Here is a 21,158-nt window from a genome sequence, read left to right on the forward strand (position 1 = left end):
ATCTAGTCAGAACTCTTTGCCCCCGGCAACGCAGGTCTCCCGCGGGCCGGCGACCGCCACCACCCGGCCGGTCAGAGGGTGAGCGGGGTCCCGCACACGTCGCGCGCCTGCTGCTGGATCCCCGCCAGCGCCGTCACGGTGGCGCCGGAGACCAGCTGGCGGGCGGCGGCGTCGATCCGGGCGTCCTGCTCCTCGCTGACGCCCTCGGGGCGGCGCTCGGCGTCGTACGCCGCGGGGTCGACGTCGGCGTCCTCCAGCGCGTCGCGCAGCTCCCGCACCCGGCCGACCACGAGGTCCCACTCGTCGCGGAGGTCGCGCGGCGCGGCGTCCTCGAGAGCCTCGAGGCTCGGCAGCGCCTCGATCAGGGCCGTCGGCGAGCCGGCGGCGACGGCCTCGGAGAGGTCGGGCCGCTCCTCCTCGACCACCTCGCAGTAGGCGTCGAAGGGGTCCTCCGAGCACCCGGCGGCGAGCGGCAGCAGCAGGAACCCGCCGGCGAGGAGGCGGCGCGCGCGGGTCACGGCCGCAGCGCCGCGAGCTCGTCGTTGGCGGCCCGCACGGCGTCGCGCAGGGCCGCGGCGTCCGGTCCCCGGCGGAGCACGCCGCGCGAGGAGCTGGCCAGGACGTTCGCGGCGGCGGGGCCGAAGATGCGGCGCACGTCGGCGGCGGTGCCGCCCTGGGCGCCGTACCCGGGCGCGAGGATCGGCCCGTGGAACGCGAGGTCCTCCTCGGTCTCGCCGATCGTGGCGCCGACGACCGCGCCGAAGGACCCGAGCGGGTCCGCGCCCGCGTTGAGCCGGCGCAGGTGGTCCAGCACCCGGCCGGCGACGGTGGAGCCGTCCTCCAAGCGGGCGTGCTGGACCTCGGGACCCTCCGCGTTGGAGGTCAGCGCGAGCACGAAGAGCCCACCGCCGTGGCGCCGGGCGGCGTCGACGAACGGGTCGAGCGACCCGAAGCCGAGGAACGGGCTGACCGTCACCGCGTCGGAGCCCAGCGGCGACGCGGGGTCGAGGTAGGCGTCGGCGTACGCCTGCGAGGTCGAGCCGATGTCGCCACGCTTGGCGTCCATCACCACGAGCGTGCCGGCGGCCCGGGCAGCGGCCACGACCCCCTCGAGCACCGCGACCCCGGCGCTGCCGAACCGTTCGTAGAACGCCGACTGCGGCTTGACCGCGGCCGCGTGGGGGGCCACCGCCTCGACGGCCGTCAGCGCGAAGCGGCGCAGTCCCTCGACGTCGTCGCGGAGGCCCCACTCGGCGAGCAGGCCGGCGTGCGGGTCGATGCCGACGCAGAGCGGGCCGCGCTCGTCCATGGCCGCGCGCAGCCGCGCCCCGAAGCTGGTGGTCATGAGGGTCCTCCGGCGAGGTCGGCCGCGATCCGCGCGGCGGTGGTGGGGTCGTGCAGCAGGGCGGTGCCGACCTGGACCGCCACCGCTCCGGCGTCGAGGAACGCCCGGGCGTCGACGGTGGTGCTGATGCCGCCGCAGCCGACGACGGGCACGTCGGGCAGGGCGGCGCGCACCTCGCCCACGCAGCGCAGGGCGAGGGGCAGCACCGCGGGGCCGCTGAGCCCGGCGGGGCGGCCGTCCGGGAGCGCGGCGGCCTGCGGGCCGCCGACGACGACGGCCGAGGCGCCGGCGTCGGTCACGACCCGGGCGGACTCCGCGACGCGGAGCACGTCGGCGCGGACCTTGGCGAGCACCGGCAGGTCCTGCGCCTCGCGGACGACCGCGGCGACGACGTTGGCGGCGTGGAAGGGCTCGCGCACGTCCAGCAAGCCGTGCGCTCGGGCGTCGGGGACGGCCAGGTCGACCTCCAGGGCGCGGACGCCGGGAGCCTGCGCCAGCCGGCGGGCCACCTCGGCGTGCTCGGCGACGGATGCACCCGTCAGCGACACGACGACGCGCAGGCCCTGCTGGACCAGCCAGGGCAGCTCGGTGGCGAGGAAGATCTCCAGCCCCGGCCCGGGCAGCCCGGTGCTGTGCACGAGGCCCGACGGCGTCTCGGCGATCCGGGGGGACGGGCCGCCGGCGCGGGGGTTGAGCGTGAGCGACCGGGTGGTGAACGCACCGATCCCCTCGAGCGCGCCCAGCGCCGCGAGCTCGCGGCCGGTGCCGCCGCAGCCGGCGGCCACGACGACCGGGTTCGGGAGGTCGATCACGCCGGCTCCTCCGGCTGTGCCCCGGCCAGCTCGGCCCAGCGGACGCGGTCGCCACGGACGACGGGCCCCTCGGTGCAGGCCCGGACGACGCGGGCGACGCCGTCCTCACCGACCACCGGCAGCGGGCAGCCGTGGCAGAGCCCGGTGCCGCAGGTCAGCGGCTGCTCGACGGCGGTCTGGCTCCAGGCCCCCGCCTGCTCGGCCACCGCCGCGACCGCGTGCAGCGTCGGCACCGGCCCGGCGGCGTACACCACCTCGGCGGCGGCCTGGGCGAGCACACCGGCCACCACGTCGGCGACCGAGCCGCGGCGACCGACCGAGCCGTCCGCCGTCACGACCGTCACCGCGCGGGCCGAGCGGCGCGCCTCGAGCGCGGACAGCAGGTGCCGCTCGTCGGGCGCAGCGAGCAGCAGGTTGACCTGGCAGCCGCGCTCGCGCAGCCGCTCGGCGAGCGGGAAGAGCGGCGCGGCGGCGTACCCCTCGCCGACCAGCAGGGTGGCGACCGGCTGCTTCGGGAGGGCGAACGCCCGGCCGAGCGGGCCGGTCAGCTCCACCCGGGCGCCGACCGGGCGCTCGGCGAGCCAGCGGGTGCCGGGGCCGACCGGCTCCACGACGAGCTGGAGCGCCGGTCCGTGGCCGCCCACCGCCCGGACGCCGTGGATCCACAGCGCACGTCGCGCCAGACGGGTGCCGTCGACGGAGACCGCGACGAACGTGCCGGGGCGGAACCGCTCGGCGACGCCCGGCGCGACGACGGTCAGGTGCTGGTAGGCGCCGACCCGCTTGCTGGCCAGCACCTCACCGGTGGTGTGGAGCGGAGCCTTCACCCGGACCCCACCGGTGCGACACCGGCGACGATGCGACGGGGCCAGAGCGGCCCCTCGTAGACGAACGCGGAGTAGCCCTGGAGCAGGTCCGCGCCGGCCTCGAGCCGGGCCCGGGCGTCGTCGGGCGTGGTGATGCCGCCGACGCCGATGATCGTCGTGCCCGCACCGAGGCGACCGCGCAGCAGGCGGGTCACCTCGAGCGCCCGCTCGCGGACCGGGCGGCCGGACAGGCCGCCGTTGCCGATCGCCTCGACCTCGGCGTCCGGGCTGACGAGCCCGGCTCGCGAGGTCGTCGTGTTGGTCGCGATGATCCCGTCCAGGCCGATCGCCCGTGCCATGTCGGCCACGGCCAGCACGTCGTCGTCGGCGAGGTCCGGGGCGATCTTGACCAGCAGCGGCACCCGCCGCGAGGTCACGGTGTCCGCGGTGCGGCGGACGTGCTCGAGCAGCGGCTGGAGCTTCTCGACCGCCTGGAGGTTGCGCAGGCCCGGCGTGTTCGGCGAGCTGACGTTGACCACCAGGTAGTCGGCGAACGGCGCCAGCAGCCGGGTGCTCTTGGCGTAGTCCGCCTCCACCGCCGCCTGGTCGTCGTCCGGCACCACCTTGGTCTTGCCGATGTTGACGCCGAGGACCGGCCCGCCCGCACGGCCCCGCACCCGCGCGGCGCGCTCGGCCAGCCGGCGGGCGACCACCTCGGCGCCGTCGTTGTTGAAGCCCATCCGGTTGACCACCGCGCGGTCCGCGGGAAGCCGGAAGAGCCGCGGCCTGGGGTTGCCGGGCTGCCCCTCGCCGGTGACCGTGCCGACCTCGACGTGGCCGAAGCCGAGCGCGGCCAACGCGTCGATGCCGACCGCGTTCTTGTCGAAGCCTGCGGCGACACCGAGCACGTTCGGGAACGTCTGGCCCAGTGCCTGCACCGGCCGCCCCGGCCGCGGCAGCCGCGCGGCCACCGCCGCACCCGCCCGGACCGCGCGGAAGCCCAGGTGGTGGGCCTGCTCCGCGTCGACCCGGGTGGCGACGTGGTCGAAGAGCAGCGAGTACGGCGTCACCGGCTCGCCCACTCCTGCAGCGATCGCACGCCGATGTCGCCGCGCCGCGCGGCCTCGATGCCCTGGACGGCCGCGCCGAGTCCCTGCACGGTGGTGATGCACGGGACGTTCGCGCGGACCGCGGCGGTGCGGATCTCGTAGCCGTCGAGGCGCGCCTGCCCCTCGCCCGCGCCGTAGGGCGTGTTGACGACCATCTGCACCTCGCCGTCGAGGATCAGCTGCACGGTGGTCTTCTCGCCGCCCGCGCCGGGGCCCTCGAAGTGCTTGCGCACGACGGTCGCGGCGACGCCGTTGCGGCGCAGCACCTCGGCGGTGCCGGCGGTCGCGAGGATCTCGAAGCCGAGGTCGGCTAGGACCTTGACCGGGAAGATCATCGAGCGCTTGTCGCGGTTGGCCATCGACACGAAGATCCGGCCCTCGGTGGGCAGCGGGCCGAAGGCCGCGGCCTGCGACTTGGCGAACGCCGTGCCGAAGTCGCGGTCGAAGCCCATGACCTCGCCGGTCGACTTCATCTCCGGGCCGAGGACGGTGTCCACCTGCGCGCCGTCGGGGGTGCGGAACCGGTTGAACGGCATGACCGCCTCCTTGACCGCGATGGGCTGGTCGGCGGGCAGCGTGCCGCCGTCGCCGGTCGCGGGCAGCAGCCCGGCCGCGCGCAGCTCGGCGATGCTCTCCCCCAGCATGATCCGCGCCGCGGCCTTGGCCAGCGGGGTCGCGGTCGCCTTGGAGACGAACGGCACCGTCCGCGACGCGCGCGGGTTGGCCTCGAGCACGTAGAGGATGTCCGAGCCCAGCGCGAACTGGATGTTCAGCAGCCCGAGCACGCCGACGCCGCGGGCGATCGCCTCGGTCGCCTCGCGGATGCGCGCGATCTCGTGGGCGCCCAGGGTGATCGGCGGCAGCGCGCAGGAGGAGTCGCCGGAGTGGATGCCGGCCTCCTCGATGTGCTCCATCACGCCGCCGAGGAAGAGCTCCTCGCCGTCGAAGAGCGCGTCGACGTCGATCTCGACCGCGTCGTCGAGGAACCGGTCGACCAGCACCGGCGCCTCCCGCGAGATCAGCCCGGCCGCGACGTACTTCTCCAGGTAGGCCTCGAGCGCCTCGTCGCCGTAGACGATCTCCATGCCGCGACCGCCGAGGACGTACGACGGCCGCACGAGCACCGGGTAGCCGATCTCGTTCGCGATCCGCTGCGCCTCGGGGTACGACGTCGCCGTGCCGTGCTTGGGAGCGGTCAGCCCCGCCTCGGCCAGGACCCGGCCGAACGCGCCGCGCTCCTCCGCCAGGTCGATCGCGTCCGGGGAGGTGCCGACCACCGGCACGCCCGCGCGGGCCAGCCCCTGGGCCAGCCCGAGCGGGGTCTGGCCGCCCAGCTGGCAGATGACGCCGGCCACCGGGCCGGCGGCCTGCTCGGCGTGGACGACCTCGAGGACGTCCTCGAGGGTGAGCGGCTCGAAGTAGAGCCGGTCGGAGGTGTCGTAGTCGGTCGAGACGGTCTCGGGGTTGCAGTTGACCATCACGGTCTCGTAGCCCGCGCCGCCCTCGCCCTGCCCGAGCGCCAGCGACGCGTGCACGCAGGAGTAGTCGAACTCGATGCCCTGGCCGATCCGGTTCGGGCCGGAGCCGAGGATGATGACCGCCGGCTTCTCGCGCGGCGCGACCTCGGTCTCCTCGTCGTAGGAGGAGTAGTGGTACGGCGTGGCCGCGGCGAACTCCGCGGCGCAGGTGTCGACGGTCTTGTAGACCGGGCGGATGCCCAGCGCGTGCCGGACGCCGCGGACGACGTCGGGCGACATCCCGCGGATCTTGCCGATCTGGACGTCGGAGAAGCCGTGCCGCTTGGCGCGGCGCAGCAGGCCCGGCGTGAGCTCGGCGGCGGCGGTCACCTCGGCGGCGACCTCGTTGACGAGCGCGAGCTGGTCGAGGAACCACGGGTCGATGCCGGTGGCGTCGAAGATCTCCTCCGGCGTCGCGCCGGCGCGGATCGCGTCCATGACCTCGCGCAGCCGACCGTCGTGCGGCGTGCGGATGGACGCCAGGATCGCGTCCTTGTCGAGGTCGACCCACTCCTGGTGCCAGTCGAAGACCGCGTTGGGGCTCTCCAGCGACCGCAGCGCCTTCTGGAGCGCCTCGGTGAAGCTGCGGCCGATCGCCATCGCCTCACCGACCGACTTCATGTGCGTGGTCAACGTCGGGTCCGCGCCGGGGAACTTCTCGAACGCGAACCGCGGCACCTTCACCACGACGTAGTCCAGGGTCGGCTCGAAGCTGGCCGGCGTCGAGTGGCCGTCGGGGCGGGTCGTGATGTCGTTCGGGATCTCGTCGAGGGTGTAGCCGATCGCGACCTTGGCCGCGATCTTGGCGATCGGGAAGCCGGTCGCCTTGGAGGCCAGGGCGCTCGAGCGGCTGACCCGCGGGTTCATCTCGATGACGACGAGGCGACCGTCGGCCGGGTTCACGGCGTACTGGATGTTGCAGCCGCCGGTGTCGACGCCGACGGCGCGGATGATGCCGATCGCGAGGTCGCGCATCTTCTGGTACTCGCGGTCGGTCAACGTCATCGCCGGCGCGACCGTGATCGAGTCGCCGGTGTGGACGCCCATCGGGTCGAGGTTCTCGATCGAGCAGATGATCACCACGTTGTCCGCGGTGTCTCGCATGACCTCGAGCTCGTACTCCTTCCAGCCGAGAATCGACTCCTCCAGGAGCACCTCGGTGGTGGGGCTGGCGTCGAGGCCGGCGCCGGCGATGCGGTGCAGGTCGGTCTCGTCGTAGGCCATGCCCGAGCCGGTGCCGCCCATGGTGAACGACGGGCGCACGACGACCGGGTAGCCGAGCGCCTCGACCGCCGCCAGGCAGTCCTCCATCGAGTGGCAGATCGCCGAGCGGGCGGACTCGCCGCCGAGGTCCTCGACGATCTTCTTGAACACCTGGCGGTTCTCGCCGCGGTCGATCGCCTCGATGTTGGCGCCGATCAGCTCGACGCCGTACTTCTCCAGCACGCCGTCGCGGTCCAGCGCCATCGCGGTGTTGAGCGCGGTCTGCCCGCCCAGGGTCGCCAGCAGCGCGTCGGGACGCTCCTTGGCGATGACCTTCTCGACGAACTCCGGCGTGATCGGCTCGACGTAGGTCGCGTCGGCGAACTCGGGGTCGGTCATGATCGTGGCCGGGTTGGAGTTCACCAGGACGACCCGCAGGCCCTCCTCGCGCAGCACGCGGCAGGCCTGGGTGCCGGAGTAGTCGAACTCCGCGGCCTGCCCGATGATGATCGGTCCCGAGCCGATGACCAGGACGGACGAGATGTCGGTGCGCTTGGGCATGTCAGGCGCCCTTCCGGTCGGTCGAGCGGTCGGACATGAGGTCGACGAAGCGGTCGAAGAGGTACGCCGCGTCGTGCGGGCCGGCGGCGGCCTCGGGGTGGTACTGCACCGAGAAGCTCTTCAGGGACCCGGCCGCGTCCCGCAGCTCGAGGCCCTCGACCACGTCGTCGTTGAGGCAGACGTGGCTGACGCTGGCCTCGCCGTACGGGGTGGTCGTGCTGCCCTCGAGCGGGGCGTCGACGGCGAAGCCGTGGTTGTGCGCGGTGACCTCGACCTTGCCGGTGGTGCGGTCCATGACCGGCTGGTTGATGCCGCGGTGGCCGTACTTGAGCTTGTAGGTGCCGAAGCCCAGCGCGCGACCGAAGAGCTGGTTGCCGAAGCAGATGCCGAAGTACGGCACCTCCTGCGCGAGCGCGCCCCGGAGCACCTCGACCTGCTGGGTCGTCGCGGCCGGGTCGCCGGGGCCGTTGGAGTAGAAGAGCCCGTCCGGCTGGACGGCGAGGACGTCGTCGAGCGTCGCGGTGGCGGGCAGCACGTGCACCTCGATGCCGCGCTCGGCCATGCGGTACGGCGTCATCGACTTGATGCCGAGGTCGAGAGCCGCCACGGTGAACCGCTTCTCGCCCCAGGGACCGGGCTGGGCCGGGACGACGTAGGCCTCCTGCGTGGTGACCTCGTCGGCCAGCTCCAGGCCGGTCATCTCCGACGACGCACGCACGCGCTCCAGCAGGGCCGCGGGGTCGGTCTCGGTGGTGGAGATGCCGACGCGCATCGCGCCGCGCTCGCGCAGGTGGCGGGTGAGCGCACGGGTGTCGACGCCGCTGATGCCGACGACCCCCTGCTCGCGCAGCTCGTCGTCGAGCGTGCGGCGGCTGCGCCAGCTCGAGGGGACTCGGGCGGGGTCCCGGACGACGTACCCGGCCACCCAGATCCGGCGGGACTCGGGGTCCTCGTCGTTGATGCCGGTGTTCCCGACGTGCGGGGCGGTCATGACGACCACCTGGCGGTGGTAGGACGGGTCGGTCAGCGTCTCCTGGTAGCCGGTCATGCCGGTGTTGAAGACCGCTTCTCCGAACGTCTCGCCGGGGGCTCCGAAGGCCTCTCCGGTGAAGCTGCGACCGTCCTCGAGGACCAGGATCGCGGGGGCATGCGTCGGCACGCCGCACCTCCTTCTCCGCCTCACGGGACGGATCGTTAAAGGATGTCGAACGGCGCCGACCCTACCAGCGCGCGGGCCCCCGGCCCGGTGCACGCCTCGCGGTGGACCAGCCCCGCGAGGCGCCCGTCACGTCGAACCGGAACAGACCCCGGATCAGGCCGCCAGGCGCTCCATCGCCTCGGCGGCGAGGGTGACCGAGCGCAGCCGCGCCTCGGTCGTCGGCGCCTGGTGGGCGGTGATCAGCTCGTCGGCGCCGACCCGCTCCGCGAACGCGCGGAGGTAGTCGCCGACCTCGCCGGGCGCACCGACGGCGGAGTAGGTGAGCATCGAGTCGACGTGGGTGCCGGCGCCGCGGCGCAGCAGCACGTCCGCCTCGACGTCGGAGAGCTCCTGGCCGTTGCCGAAGAGACCGATCGCCAGGGTGCGGCGGACGGCGGCGTGGTGCTCGCGGGCCTGCTCGGCCGTGTCGGCGGCGATGACGTTGACGCCGGCGATGACGTACGGCTCCTCCTGCTGGGCGGAGGGGCGGAACTCGCGGCGGTAGGCCTCGACCGCCGCCTCGAGCGCCTGCGGGGCGAAGTGGCTGGCGAAGGCGTACGGCAGCCCGAGCTGTGCGGCGAGGCGGGCGCCGAACATCGAGGAGCCGAGGATGAACAGCGGGACGTTCGAGCCGCGGCCCGGCACGGCCTGCACACCGGGCACGCGCGAGTCGCCGGCCAGGAAGGCCTGCAGCTCGAGCACGTCCTCGGGGAACCGCTCGGAGGAGCGCGGGTCGCGGCGCAAGGCGTACATCGTGTTCTGGTCCGACCCGGGCGCGCGGCCGAGCCCGAGGTCGATGCGGCCGGGGTACATCGCCTCGAGGGTGCCGAACTGCTCGGCGATCGTCAGCGGCGCGTGGTTGGGCAGCATCACGCCGCCGGCGCCGAGGCGGATCGTCGAGGTGTGCGCGCCGACGTGGGAGATGAGCACGCTGGTCGCCGAGGAGGCGATGCGCGGCATGTTGTGGTGCTCGGCGTACCAGACCCGCTCGTAGCCGTGCTGCTCCGCGCGCTGGGCGAGCGCGACGCTGGCAGCGATGCTGCTGGTGACGGTCTCGCCGTCGGCGATGGGTGCGAGGTCGAGGATCGAGAGCGGGACGGTCATGACCGGCGCAACGCTCAGGAGCCCCGGTTCCTTCCCGTCCCCCGGCCCGTCCCCCGGCCCGTCCCGCGCGTCGGCGGAGCGGTCCAGGGGTCCTCGGGCCAGGCGTGCTTGGGGTAGCGGCCGCGCAGCTCGGCGCGCACCTGCGGGTAGGCGTTCTCCCAGAACGACGCCAGGTCGGCCGTCACCGCGACCGGCCGGCGCGCGGGCGAGAGCAGGTGCAGCAGCACCGGCACCCGGCCCTCGGCGACCCGCGGCGTGGCGGCCCAGCCGAACGTCTCCTGCAGCCGCACGGCGAGCACCGGCTGCTCGCCTGCGTAGTCGACGCGCACCGTCGAGCCGCTCGGCACGGCCAGTCGCTCGGGCGCGAGCTCGTCGAGGCGGCCGGCCTCCGGCCACGGCAGCAGGCGGCGCAGCGCGGCGAGGACGTCGACGCGCCCGAGGTCCCGGGTGCCACGCACCCGGGCCAGCTCGGGGCCGAGCCACGTCTCCACGTCAGCGGTGAGCGTCTCGTCGGAGAGCTCGGGCCACGGCTCGCCGAGCACGCGGGAGAGGAACGCGACCCGATCGCGCAGCGACCGCGCCGCATCGGTCCAGGGCAGCACCGCGAGTCCCGCCTGGCGCAGGCCGTCGCGGACGGCGGCAGCGATGCCGGCGACCGGCGGCTCGGCCAGGGGCACCGAGGCCAGCTCGATCGCGCCCAGCCGGGTCACCCGGCGCGCGACCACCCGGCCGTCGGTCCAGCCGACCTCGTCGTCCTCGCTCCACCGGGCGGCGGCGGCCTCGAGCGCGAGCTCCTCGTCGATCGGCGCAGCGGCGCGGATCGTCGCGTCCCGCTCCCCCGGCTTCCGGTCGACGTCGCCGACCGCGAGCCACGGAGTCCCCGCCAGTCCCGAGCCGCGCGGCAGCACCGCGCCGGTCCCGCCGACCATGAGGTACGCCGTGGTGTCGGCCGCGCCGGGCCGGCGCCGCGCGACCCGGTCGGGGTGGGCGAGCGCGACGACGGCGCCGACGGCCAGGTCGTCGGTCATCCGCTCGCTCCCGCCGGCACCCTCGTCCGTGACGTGCGCCTGCAGGTCCGCGACGACCTTCTGCCAGGCCGCGGGCCGCTCGCGTCGCGCCTGACGGAGCGCGGCCACGAGGTCGCCACCGGGCACCCGGGTGTCCTCCGACAGCAGCGCGACGACCTCGGCCGCGCGACGGGCGCCGACCAGGGCCGCACCGTCGAGCAGCGCGCGGGCCAGCCGCGGGTCGGCGGGCACCCGCGCGATCGACCGGCCGCGCTCGGTCACGGCGCCGGCGCCGTCGACGGCGCCGAGGTCGGCCAACGTGCGGCGGGCCGTCGCCAGGGCGGCCGCCGGTGGCGGGTCCAGCAGCGCCAGCCCGGCCCCGTCGGGGCTCCACCACACCGCCAGCTCGAGCGCGAGGCCGGCCAGGTCGGCGACCGCGATCTCCGGCTCGGGGTGGGCGGCGAGGTGGGCGTGCTCGGCCTCCGACCAGCAGCGGTACGCCGCCCCCGGGCCCTCCCGCCCGGCGCGGCCGGCCCGCTGGTCGGCGGCGGCCCGGCTGACCCGCACGGTCACCAGCCCGGCCAGGCCGCGGCGGTGGTCGGTGCGCGGCTGCCGCACCAGTCCGGCGTCGACCACGGTCCGCACGCCCGGGACGGTCAGGGAGGACTCGGCGACCGCCGTGGAGACGACCACCCGGCGGCGCGGGCCCGGGGTGAGCGCCAGGTCCTGCTCCGCGGCGGGCAGCCGGCCGTGCAGCGGACGCAGGTCGGCCCCGAGACCGGGCCCAGCACCGGCCAGCCGCCGCACCACGCCGTCGACCTCGGCCACGCCGGGCAGGAAGGCCAGCACGTCGCCGGGCCGCTCGTCGAGCGCCCGGCGGACCGTCGCGGCCACGTGGTCGAGGAACGCCGGCGTCACCCCGCGGTCGTCGAGCCGGCGCACGGCCGGCGGGAGGGCGGCGTACGTCGTCGTGACGGGGTGCAGCGCACCGGGCACCTCCACCACCGGCACGGGCGGCGAGCCGAGCAGGGCCGCGGTGCGCTCGGCCTCGATCGTCGCCGACATGGCGACCAGCCGCAGGTCCTCGCGCAGGTGGGCGCGGACGTCGACGAGCAGGGCGAGCAGCAGGTCGGCGTCGAGCGCCCGCTCGTGCACCTCGTCGACCACCACCGCGGCGACGCCGGGCAGGTCGGGGTCGCGCTGGAGCCGGCGCAGCAGCACGCCGGTCGTGACCATCTCGACCCGCGTCGCGGGCGACGAGCGGCGCTCGCCGCGCACGGCGTACCCCACCGTCTGTCCGACCGGCTCGCCGAGCAGCCCGGCCAGGCGACGGGCGGCGGCCCGGACGGCGATCCGGCGGGGCTGGGTGACGACGACCCGCCCCGGGCCGAGCTCGGCGACCGTCGGCGGCACGAGCGTGGTCTTGCCGCTGCCCGGCGGCGCCCAGAGGACGGCCGCCGAGCGCTCGCGCAGCGCCCCGGTCAGCGCCGGGAGGCCGGCGCGGACCGGGAGGTCGAGCTCAGACCAGTGCACCGGCCAGCACCGTCGGCCGCCCGCGCAGGAAGGTGGCGACGACGCGGCCGGGCAGCTCCATCCCGCGGTACGGCGTGTTGCGGCTCAGGCTCGCCGACCGCGCCGGGTCGACGGTCCGGCGCACCGAGGGGTCGTAGAGCACGACGTTCGCCGGCGCCCCGACCTCGAGCGGCTGCCCGTGGTCGGCGACGCGGCCGATCCGGGCCGGGGCGTACGACATCCGCTCGGCGACGCCCGCCCAGTCCAGCAGGCCGGCGTCGACCATCGTCTCCTGCACGATCGACAGCGCGGTCTCGAGGCCGAGCATGCCGAAGGCCGCGGCGGCCCACTCGCAGTCCTTGTCCTCGTGGGGGTGCGGGGCGTGGTCGGTGGCGACGATGTCGATCGTGCCGTCGGCGAGACCGGCGCGCAGCGCCTCCACGTCGGCGCGGGTGCGCAGCGGCGGGTTGACCTTGTAGATCGGGTCGTACGTCGCCGCGAGCTCGTCGGTGAGGATCAGGTGGTGCGGGCACGCCTCCGCGGTGACGTCCACCCCGCGCGCCTTGGCCTCGCGGACGATCTGCACCGAGCCGGCCGTCGAGACGTGGCAGACGTGCAGCCGGGAGCCGACGTGCTCGGCGAGCAGGCAGTCGCGGGCGATGACGGCCTCCTCCGCGACCGCCGGCCACCCGGTGAGCCCGAGCCGGCCGGACAGCTCGCCCTCGTTCATCTGGGCGCCCTCGGTCAGCCGCGGCTCCTGGGCGTGCTGGGCCACGACGCCGTCGAACGCCTTGACGTACTCCAGCGCCCGGCGCATCAGCACCGCGTCGCTCACGCACTTCCCGTCGTCGGAGAAGACCCGGACGCGCGCGGCGGAGTCGGCCATCGCGCCGAGCTCTGCGAGCCGCTCGCCCTGCAGGCCGACGGTCACGGCACCAACCGGGTAGACGTCGCAGTGGCCGGCCTCGCGGCCCAGCCGCCAGACCTGCTCGACGACGCCGGCGGTGTCGGCGACCGGCTCGGTGTTGGCCATCGCGTGGACCGCGGTGAAGCCGCCCAGCGCGGCCGCCTGCGTGCCGGACTCGACGGTCTCGGCGTCCTCGCGGCCCGGCTCGCGCAGGTGGGTGTGCAGGTCGACCAGGCCGGGCAGCGCGACCAGGCCGGTCGCGTCGACGACCTCCGCGCCGTCGGCCGCGAGCCCGGTCCCGACCTCGGCGACGACGCCGTCGCGCAGCAGCAGGTCGGTCGGCTCACCGCCGAGGACCGCGGCGTTCTGGACCAGGTACGAACTCGTGCTCACTCTTCTCCTCCGGGCTGGGCTCCCCCGAGGAGGAGGTACAGGACGGCCATCCGCACGGCGACGCCGTTGGTGACCTGCTCGACGATCACGGAGCGGTCGGAGTCGGCGACGTCGGCGCTGATCTCCATGCCGCGGACCATCGGGCCGGGGTGCATGACGATCGTGTGCTCCTGCAGCGTGGCCATCCGGCGGCCGTCGAGGCCGTAGCGGCGGGAGTACTCCCGCGGCGTCGGGAAGAACCCGCCGTTCATCCGCTCGCGTTGGACGCGCAGCATCATCACCGCGTCCGCCTTCGGGATGACCGCGTCGAGGTCGTAGGACGTCTCGACCGGCCAGGTGTCCACGCCGACGGGCAGCAGGGTGGGCGGCGCGACGAGCGTGACCTCGGCGCCGAGCGTGGCCAGCAGCAGCGCGTTGGACCGGGCGACCCGGCTGTGCAGGACGTCGCCGACGATCGCGACCCGGCGGCCGTCGAGGCTGCCGGCCTTCCCCCGGCCCAGGTGGCGGCTGAGCGTGAACGCGTCGAGCAGGGCCTGGGTGGGGTGCTCGTGGGTGCCGTCGCCGGCGTTGACCACGCTGGAGCGGACCCAGCCCGAGTGGGCGAGCCGGTGCGGCGCGCCGCTGGCGCCGTGGCGGACGACGACCGCGTCCGCGCCCATCGCCTCCAGCGTGAGCGCGGTGTCCTTGAGGCTCTCGCCCTTGGACAGGCTCGAGCCCTTCGCGGAGAAGTTGATGACGTCCGCGCTGAGCCGCTTCGCGGCCGCCTCGAAGGAGATCCGGGTGCGGGTGGAGTCCTCGAAGAAGAGGTTGACCACCGTGCGGCCGCGCAGCGCGGGCAGCTTCTTGATCGGCCGGTCGGCGAGCGAGCGGAGCTCGGCGGCGGTCTGCAGGACCAGCTCGGCGTCGTCGCGGCTCAGGTCGGCCGCGCTGAGCAGGTGGCGCTTCACGGGCGCTCCCCCGCCGGCGCACCGGGCTCGCCGTGGATGGTCACCGCGTCGACGTCGTCGATGCCCGCCAGGGTCACCTTGACCCGCTCCACCAGCGACGTCGGGAGGTTCTTGCCGACGAAGTCCGCGCGGATCGGCAGCTCGCGGTGGCCGCGGTCGACCAGCACCGCGAGGCGCACGGCGCGGGGCCGGCCCAGGTCGTTGAGGGCGTCCAACGCGGCGCGGATGGTGCGGCCGGAGAAGAGCACGTCGTCGACGAGGACGACGGTGCGCCCGTCGATGCCCTCCTCGGGGATCTCGGTGTGGAGCAGGGCGCGGGCCGGCTTCAGGCGCAGGTCGTCGCGGTACATCGTGACGTCGAGCGAGCCCGTCGGCACGTCGTACCCCTCGACCGAGGCGATGCGCTCGGCGATCCGCTCCGCCAGCGGCACGCCGCGGCTGGGGATGCCGAGGAGGACGAGGTCGCCGGCGCCCTTGTTGCGCTCGAGGATCTCGTGGGAGATGCGGGTCAGCGCGCGAGCGATGTCGCGGGCGTCGAGGACGACGCGGCCGGGCTCCGGCGTGGCGCCGGGAGGGGCTTCGGGCTGGGCAGGCACGGGTGCCATGACCTCCTTCTCCGCCTCACGGGACGGCTCGTTAAAGGATGTCGAACGGCGGCGACCCTACCAGCGACCGCCGGCTCACTCCTCGGCGATGTCGAGCAGGACCTTGCCGATGGTGCCCTGCTCGACGGCGTCGTGGGCCGCGGCGGTCTCCTCGAGCGGGAGGTGGTGCAGCGGCAGCCCGGCGTCCTCGCCGACCGCGAACGCGCCGTCCTCCAGCGCGGCGGTGACGTCCTCGGCCGCCGCCCGGAGCAGGTCCTCGCCGAGGGTGTAGAGCAGCACGAACTGGTAGCGCAGGTTCTTCGAGAACGTCTCCCGCACCGGGATCGAGAACTCGTCGCCGCCGTTGTTGGCATAGACCGCGATCGTGCCCCGGACGCGGGTGACGGCGCGGTCGAGGTCGTTGTTCTGCGCCGGGGCGACCTCGACGACCAGGTCGACGCCCTCGGGTGCGAGCTTGCGGATCTCGGCGACCGGGTCGCCGACGGTGTAGTTGATGGTCTGGTGGGCGCCCGCGGCGACCGCCAGCGCGCCCTTCTCGTCGCTGCTGACCGTCGTCAGCACGGTCGCCCCGGCCCAGCGGGCCAGCTGGATCGCCGCGTTGCCGACCGCGCCCGCTCCCCCGGCGACCAGCACCGTGCGCCCCTCGAGCGCCCCCGGTGCGAGCCGGTCGACGTCCTCGCCGCTGGTGAGCGCACGGTGCGCGGTGACAGCCGGTACGCCGAGCGCCGCGCCCACGTCGTACGACGCCCCGACCGGCAGGTGCACGACCTGCGTCGCGGGCAGCACGACGTGCTCGGCGGCCGTGCCGTGCGGCCGGCCGTGCTGGGCGAGGAACACCCAGACCCGGTCCTCCTCGGCGAACCCGACGACGTCCGGGCCGACCGCGTCGACCACGCCGGCGCCGTCCATGCCGGGCGTGACCTCGTCGTACCCACTCATCATCCCGGCGCGGAACTTCCAGTCGGTCGGGTTCACCCCCGCGCGGACCAGCCGCACCCGCACCTCGCCGATCCCCGGCTCCGGCACGTCGCGCTCGACCACCTCCAGGACGCTCGACGGACCGGTCCGGCGGTAGACGACTGCGCGCATGCTCTTCCTCAGTGGTGCTCGATGGGTACGGGATGGTCCACACCCGGTAACCCGCGACCAGGAGGATCCATGCCCGAGCTGCCGTTCCCCGACGACGTCCGCGCGCTGCTGCTCAAGCCCAACCCGGCCGTCGTCGCCACCCTGCGCTCCGACGGGACACCGGTCACGGTGCCGACGTGGTACCTCCTCGAGGACGACGACCGCGTCCTGCTCAACATGGACGCCACCCGGGTGCGGCTCCAGCACCTGCGCCGCGATCCCCGCGTCTCGCTGTCGGTGCTCGACGAGGCGAGCTGGTACACCCACGTCTCCCTCATCGGCCGCGTCACCGAGATGCGCAACGACGAGGGACTGGTCGACATCGACCGGTGCAGCACCCACTACGGCGGCCGGCCCTACCCCGACCGCGAGTCGCCCCGTGTCAGTGCCTGGATGACCATCGACCGCTGGCACGGGTGGGGTGCGGCGAAGGACTGAGCTCGGCTGCTCGCTGCTGCTGGTTCATCAAGGTATGCAGGGAAACCGACGCCGGCGGTGGTGTCGGTTCGGCTGCATACCTAGATGAAGCGCCACTCCCCAGGGTGAGTTCACCCAGGGAAGTGAAGGTTCGTCTGCATACCTGGATGAACCGACATCCGCCGCCGCGGCTGCACGACGGGGTCAGCGGCTGGTGGCCCGCAGCGCCCAGACGTGGCCCCAGGGGTCGCACTCGAGGCGGACGCGGTCCTCGGAGCGGGCGATGGCGCACACCAGCCAGACCACGACCCACAGGCCCCCGGTCACCAGCGTGCCGATGGCGTGGGCGAGGTGCGACACCGGTCGCTTGTACGCCAGCACGGTGCCGTGCGGCCCGGCGTGGACGACCGAGGCGCCCTGGTCGAGCACCTGACGCTCGACGGCGAGGTCGAGCACCCGCTGGCGCTGGGACTCGGTGATCCGGCGGGCGAGGTCGAACCGCTCGGGCCGGTGCAGGGCGGCCAGGTCGGCGGAGTAGGCCGCCGACGCCCAGCGCCGCCCGGTCCACCGGCGCCACCGCTTGCCGTCCCAGTGGTAGTCACCGACGACCGGCTTGGTGGTGACGAGATCCGGCTGGCCGGGACGGGCGAGGGTGGCGGTCCGAGACACGCGTGCATCATCGCCCATTCCCGCCCCTCCTGCCTGCGGATCCGGGCAGGGGCGGGCGGGCGGCCGCCAACTTCATCGGCTGCCCGATGGAACTGACGGTCCCCCGATGAGACTTCAGCCGCGGACCGTGAGGTTCATCGGCGGGCCGATGAACCTCACGACCGACCGGCGAACCGGCGAACCGGCGGACCGGAGCGCACGGGTCAGAGCGCGGCGGCCATCCCGGCGCAGGCCTTGAGCCACTGGCGGCGGGTGGCCTCCGACAGCGAGGCATAGGGGACGACCGAGCCGGAGACGAGGGCGGGGTCGTAGGGCACGCGGTAGACCGCACGGGTCCGCTGCTCGTAGACCTGCACCAGGTCGTGCGCGAGCTTGCTGTCGACCTGGGCGGAGGGGTCGGAGAGCACCGTGACGGTCTTGTGCTTGAGGTCCTGGTAGCCCGCGTCCTGCAGCGCGTCGAGCATCCACAGGCCGGAGTAGCCGGTGTCCTCGCGGACGGTGCTGGTCACGACGAGCAGGTCGGCGGCGTCGGCGGCCGCCAGCCAGTTCTCGGCACGCATGTTGTTGCCGGTGTCGACCAGGATCACCCGGTAGAACCGCTCGAGCAGCTTGTGCACCGCCTGGAAGTCCTGCGCCCGGATCATCCCGGTGACGTCGGGCCGCTCGTCGGAGGCCAGCACGTCGAAGTGGGCGTCGCCCTGGGACCGGACGAACGCACCCAGGTCACCGATCCGCGACTGGTAGACGTCGCTGAACCGGTTCAGGTCCTCCAGCAGCTCGCGAGTGGTGTTGCGGTGGGTGCTCCGGGTGCCGCGGATCCCGAGCGTCCCGCGCGTCTCGTTGTTGTCCCACGCGACGACGCCGCCACCGCGGACCGTGCCGAACGTGTAGCCGGCCGCCAGCACGCCGGTCGTCTTCGCGGCGCCGCCCTTGGGGTTGATGAACGCGATCGTGCGGGGGCCCTCGAAGTCCCGCTGGATCGTGCGCCGGTCGTTCTCGTGGTCCATCTCGGCCGGACCCATCCGCGGCGAGATCAGGCCACCGCTCCAGCGCCGGACCTTGCCGCGCCAGCCCCAGGTCGCCGGGCCGTGGTCGATCTCGTCCGCGCGGCGGTCGAGGAAGTCGGTCGCGGTCATGAACCGGCGCGGCTCGGCCTGGTGGTCGCCGGCCTGGTGGTCGCCGGCCTGGCCGGGCGCCTCGACGGGAGGTACGACGGGCGGCGCGGCGGGTGGTGCGGCGGGCAGTGCGGCCGGCGGCGCCGCAGGTGCTGCGGCGGGCGGCGCGGCAGGCGGCGGGCTGGAGGGCCACGGGTTCGCCTGCGGCGGCCCCGCCGGAGGCGCAGACGGGGGCGCGCTGGCGTGCGGAGCGACCTGCGGGACCTCGCGGGTGTTGTGCCGCTGGTCGGCCAGGGGGTCGACCACGCGGTCGGCAGCCGGCGGCGCGAGCGGGTCGGTCAGCGGGTCGGCGAGCGGATCGGTCAGCGGGTCGGCGGCCGCGCGCTGCCCGGCGGCGTACGCCCCCAGCTCCTCCGGCGTGTAGAGCCGGTCGCTGGTGTCGGAGAGGTCGTGCTGGTCGGTCCGCTGGTAGGGGTCCTGCGGCTGGCTCATCCGGGCTTCCTCCGTCGTCGCGACCGCTCGATCACGGTGTCTCGGTCAGTGCTCCGAGGCTCCTTCCCCCGACAGCCGCCGGTCACACGTCCGCGCAGGTCACAGGTCCAGTCGGCGCAGGGCGGTCTCGACGGCGCGCTGGAAGGTCGGGAACGGGAAGTGCATCCCGCGCAGCACCTCCACCGGGACCTCCGCGTGGACGGCGGTCGACAGCAGCCCCATGACCTCGCCGCCGTACGGCGCGACCACCGTGCCGCCGACGAGCACCCCGCGCTCGGCGTCGGCCACGACCTTGACCACGCCCTCGTTGCCCGGGCCGTGCATCCAGCCACGGCTGGAGCGGGGCACGTCGGCGAGCCCCACCCGCACGTCGACCCCGGCGCCGCGGGCCTGCTGCTCGGTGAGGCCGACGGCGCCGACCTCGGGATCGGTGAACGTGACGCGGGTCAGCGCGCGGTAGTCGGCGGGCCGCACCGCGCGGCCGAGCAGGTCCGCGACGACGCCGACGGCCTGGTACTTCGCCACGTGCGTGAACGGCCCCTCCCCGGTCACGTCGCCGACCGCCCAGAGCCGGTCGCCGGCGCGGAGGTGCTCGTCGACCTCGATCCGGCCGGCGTCCGGGTCGAGCCCGACGGTCTCGAGGCCGATCCCGCGCAGGTTCGCCCGCCGCCCGGTGGCCACGAGCAGCTCGTCGACGACCACCTCGCCGCCGGGCAGCGAGAGGCGGAACTCCCCGTCGCCGTGCTCGACGGCCCGCACCTCGGTCCCGGTGCGCACGTCGATCCCCTCGCGGGTGAACGCTGCGGTCACCGCCGCACTGGCCTCCGGCTCCTCGGGACCGAGCAACCGGGGCCCCGCCTCGAGCAGCGTGACCGTCGACCCGAACCGCGCGAACGCCTGCGCCAGCTCCGCCCCGATCGGCCCGCCGCCGAGCACGCCGAGACGCGCGGGAGCGGCGGTCGCGTGGACGACCTCCTTGTTGGTCCAGTGCGGCGTGCCGGCCAGGCCGGGGACCGGTGGGGCGTCCGCCTCGGTGCCGGTCGCGAGCACGACGCCGCGCCGGGCGACGTACACCGCGGTGCCCCTGGTGCTCTCGACGACCACCCGACCGGGCCCGTCGAGGCGGCCGCGGCCGCGGACCAGCCGCACGCCGGCCTCCTGCAGCGGCAGGCTGTGGCCGTCATCGCTCCAGTCGTGGTTGGCCTCGCGGATCCGGCGCGCGGTCGGGGCGAGGTCCGGCTCGACCGTGGCCCGCCCGGCGAGCTCGTCGACGTGCCGGGCCTCGGCCAGGACGTGCGCGCCGCGGATCATCAGCTTCGAGGGGGTGCAGCCCCAGAACGGGCACTCCCCACCCACCAGGTCCTTCTCGACGCCCACGACCTCGAGCCCTTCGCGGGCCAGCTTGATCGCGGCGTGCTCGCCGCCGGCGCCGAGCCCCAGGACGACCACGTCGACGGTCGTCGCGTCGGCTCCGCTCGTGGTCCCGGTCGTGATCATCGCGACAGGTGCCGGGCCTGGGCGAAGGTGAACAGCCCGTAGCAACCGATGCCCACGCCGACGAGCACGAGCAGCACCGGCCCGAACGGCTGCTCGAGCACCTCCTTCAGCGCCTCGTCGAGCCCGCCGGACTTCTTCGCGTCGTGCGTGGCGGCGGCGTAGCAGAAGAGCCCGCCGACGATGCCGAGCGCGATGCCCTTGGCGACGTGGCCGACCCGGCCCAGCCAGACGTACGCCGTGCCGGTGTCACCGCTGCGGCCCTGGGCGCTGAGGTCCTTCTCGAGCTTGTCGGTGCAGGCGCGGACGACCAGCGCGACGCCGTAGCCGATGATCGCCAGGCCGACGAGGAAGACGATCGCCTGCCCGAGCGGCAGGTTCATCAGCGTCGCGGTCAGGGTCTCCTCCGACGACTTCCCACCGCCACCGCCGGAGCCCGTGGCGATGCGGACGGCGCTGGCGCCGATCGCGGCGTACACGACGGCCTTGCCGGCGGAGGTGAGCCGCTTGCGCAGCCGGGCGGCGCCCTCCTCGTCGCGGTGGCCGACGACGGCCTCGAACGCGCGCCACAGCACCAGCAGGAACATGCCGAGGGCGACGAGCCAGACGAGCACCTCGCCGAACGGCTGCTGCGCCAGCTCGCGCACCGCGCCGCTGGTCGACGCCTCGCCCTCGCGGTCACCGAGCGCGAGCTGGACGGCCAGCCAGGCGATGACGACGTAGACCGCCCCGTAGGCGACGAGCCCCACCCGCACCGCCCGGTCGAACCAAGGGCTGGCGTCGGCGCGGCGGGCGTGCTCCTGCAGGTCGGTCACGC

The 21,158-nt window shown here is 74.8% G+C and carries 18 protein-coding genes; 1 reads left to right on the plus strand and 17 read right to left on the minus strand.

Annotated features, from left to right (window positions below; translation table 11 throughout):
• Positions 1-71 precede the first annotated feature (71 nt).
• The 13 genes from G6553_RS02550 to G6553_RS02610 all read right to left on the minus strand — a co-directional run bounded on the left by G6553_RS02550 (position 72) and on the right by G6553_RS02610 (position 16,115).
• Positions 72-518 carry a hypothetical protein gene (locus G6553_RS02550; RefSeq protein WP_166188895.1) on the minus strand — a complete coding sequence of 149 codons (447 nt, stop codon included), beginning with the start codon at positions 516-518 and terminating at the stop codon, positions 72-74.
• Positions 515-1,345 carry an orotidine-5'-phosphate decarboxylase gene (gene pyrF, locus G6553_RS02555; RefSeq protein ID WP_166188897.1) on the minus strand — a complete coding sequence of 277 codons (831 nt, stop codon included), beginning with the start codon at positions 1,343-1,345 and terminating at the stop codon, positions 515-517. The genes G6553_RS02550 and pyrF overlap by 4 nt, the downstream gene beginning before the upstream one ends.
• Positions 1,342-2,157, minus strand: coding sequence for a tRNA-dihydrouridine synthase (locus G6553_RS02560; protein ID WP_166188899.1), 816 nt, complete (start codon positions 2,155-2,157; stop codon positions 1,342-1,344). The genes pyrF and G6553_RS02560 overlap by 4 nt, the downstream gene beginning before the upstream one ends.
• Positions 2,154-2,984 (minus strand): dihydroorotate dehydrogenase electron transfer subunit, encoded by an 831-nt coding sequence (locus tag G6553_RS21985; RefSeq protein ID WP_166188901.1) that lies wholly within the window; start codon positions 2,982-2,984, stop codon positions 2,154-2,156. The genes G6553_RS02560 and G6553_RS21985 overlap by 4 nt, the downstream gene beginning before the upstream one ends.
• A complete protein-coding gene (locus tag G6553_RS02570; protein ID WP_347565452.1) occupies positions 2,981-4,033 on the minus strand; it encodes a quinone-dependent dihydroorotate dehydrogenase in 1,053 nt (350 codons plus the stop codon). The genes G6553_RS21985 and G6553_RS02570 overlap by 4 nt, the downstream gene beginning before the upstream one ends.
• Positions 4,030-7,353, minus strand: coding sequence for a carbamoyl-phosphate synthase large subunit (gene carB, locus G6553_RS02575; protein WP_166188903.1), 3,324 nt, complete (start codon positions 7,351-7,353; stop codon positions 4,030-4,032). Before carB ends, G6553_RS02570 begins: the two co-directional genes overlap by 4 nt.
• A 1-nt stretch (position 7,354) precedes the next feature.
• Positions 7,355-8,512 (minus strand): glutamine-hydrolyzing carbamoyl-phosphate synthase small subunit, encoded by a 1,158-nt coding sequence (carA, locus tag G6553_RS02580; protein WP_166188905.1) that lies wholly within the window; start codon positions 8,510-8,512, stop codon positions 7,355-7,357.
• A gap of 153 nt (positions 8,513-8,665) precedes the next feature.
• On the minus strand, positions 8,666-9,655 hold the full coding sequence (locus G6553_RS02585) for an LLM class flavin-dependent oxidoreductase (RefSeq protein WP_166188907.1): 990 nt from the start codon (positions 9,653-9,655) through the stop codon (positions 8,666-8,668).
• 14 nt (positions 9,656-9,669) lie between these two features.
• Positions 9,670-12,195, minus strand: coding sequence for an ATP-dependent helicase HrpB (hrpB, locus tag G6553_RS02590; protein WP_166188909.1), 2,526 nt, complete (start codon positions 12,193-12,195; stop codon positions 9,670-9,672).
• Positions 12,182-13,474, minus strand: coding sequence for a dihydroorotase (locus G6553_RS02595; RefSeq protein ID WP_166188911.1), 1,293 nt, complete (start codon positions 13,472-13,474; stop codon positions 12,182-12,184). The genes hrpB and G6553_RS02595 overlap by 14 nt, the downstream gene beginning before the upstream one ends.
• Positions 13,471-14,421, minus strand: coding sequence for an aspartate carbamoyltransferase catalytic subunit (locus tag G6553_RS02600; protein WP_166188912.1), 951 nt, complete (start codon positions 14,419-14,421; stop codon positions 13,471-13,473). Before G6553_RS02600 ends, G6553_RS02595 begins: the two co-directional genes overlap by 4 nt.
• Positions 14,418-15,026 (minus strand): bifunctional pyr operon transcriptional regulator/uracil phosphoribosyltransferase PyrR, encoded by a 609-nt coding sequence (pyrR, locus tag G6553_RS02605; protein ID WP_166188914.1) that lies wholly within the window; start codon positions 15,024-15,026, stop codon positions 14,418-14,420. Before pyrR ends, G6553_RS02600 begins: the two co-directional genes overlap by 4 nt.
• Positions 15,027-15,101: 75 nt before the next feature.
• Positions 15,102-16,115, minus strand: coding sequence for an NADPH:quinone reductase (locus G6553_RS02610; protein ID WP_166188916.1), 1,014 nt, complete (start codon positions 16,113-16,115; stop codon positions 15,102-15,104).
• A 69-nt stretch (positions 16,116-16,184) separates the two neighbouring features.
• On the opposite strand from G6553_RS02610, the gene G6553_RS02615 reads away from it, so the two are divergent.
• Entirely contained in the window at positions 16,185-16,592 is a 408-nt protein-coding gene (locus G6553_RS02615) for a PPOX class F420-dependent oxidoreductase (protein ID WP_166188917.1), read from the plus strand.
• A 183-nt stretch (positions 16,593-16,775) separates the two neighbouring features.
• On the opposite strand, the gene G6553_RS02620 is transcribed toward G6553_RS02615, so the two are convergent.
• The 4 genes from G6553_RS02620 to G6553_RS02635 form a co-directional block, all read right to left on the minus strand.
• Positions 16,776-17,240, minus strand: coding sequence for a hypothetical protein (locus tag G6553_RS02620; protein WP_166188919.1), 465 nt, complete (start codon positions 17,238-17,240; stop codon positions 16,776-16,778).
• Positions 17,241-17,443: 203 nt separating this feature from the next.
• Positions 17,444-18,847: a hypothetical protein gene (locus G6553_RS02625; RefSeq protein ID WP_166188921.1), complete on the minus strand. Its 1,404-nt coding sequence runs from the start codon at positions 18,845-18,847 to the stop codon at positions 17,444-17,446.
• 99 nt (positions 18,848-18,946) lie between these two features.
• Positions 18,947-20,344: an NAD(P)/FAD-dependent oxidoreductase gene (locus G6553_RS02630; protein WP_166188923.1), complete on the minus strand. Its 1,398-nt coding sequence runs from the start codon at positions 20,342-20,344 to the stop codon at positions 18,947-18,949.
• The gene (locus G6553_RS02635; protein ID WP_166188925.1) at positions 20,341-21,156 is read right to left on the minus strand and encodes a DUF1206 domain-containing protein; all 816 of its coding nucleotides are present in this window, start codon (positions 21,154-21,156) and stop codon (positions 20,341-20,343) included. The genes G6553_RS02630 and G6553_RS02635 overlap by 4 nt, the downstream gene beginning before the upstream one ends.
• Positions 21,157-21,158: the final 2 nt, after the last annotated feature.

The sequence above is a fragment of the Nocardioides sp. IC4_145 genome, from assembly GCF_011250565.1.
GTDB lineage: Bacteria > Actinomycetota > Actinomycetes > Propionibacteriales > Nocardioidaceae > Nocardioides.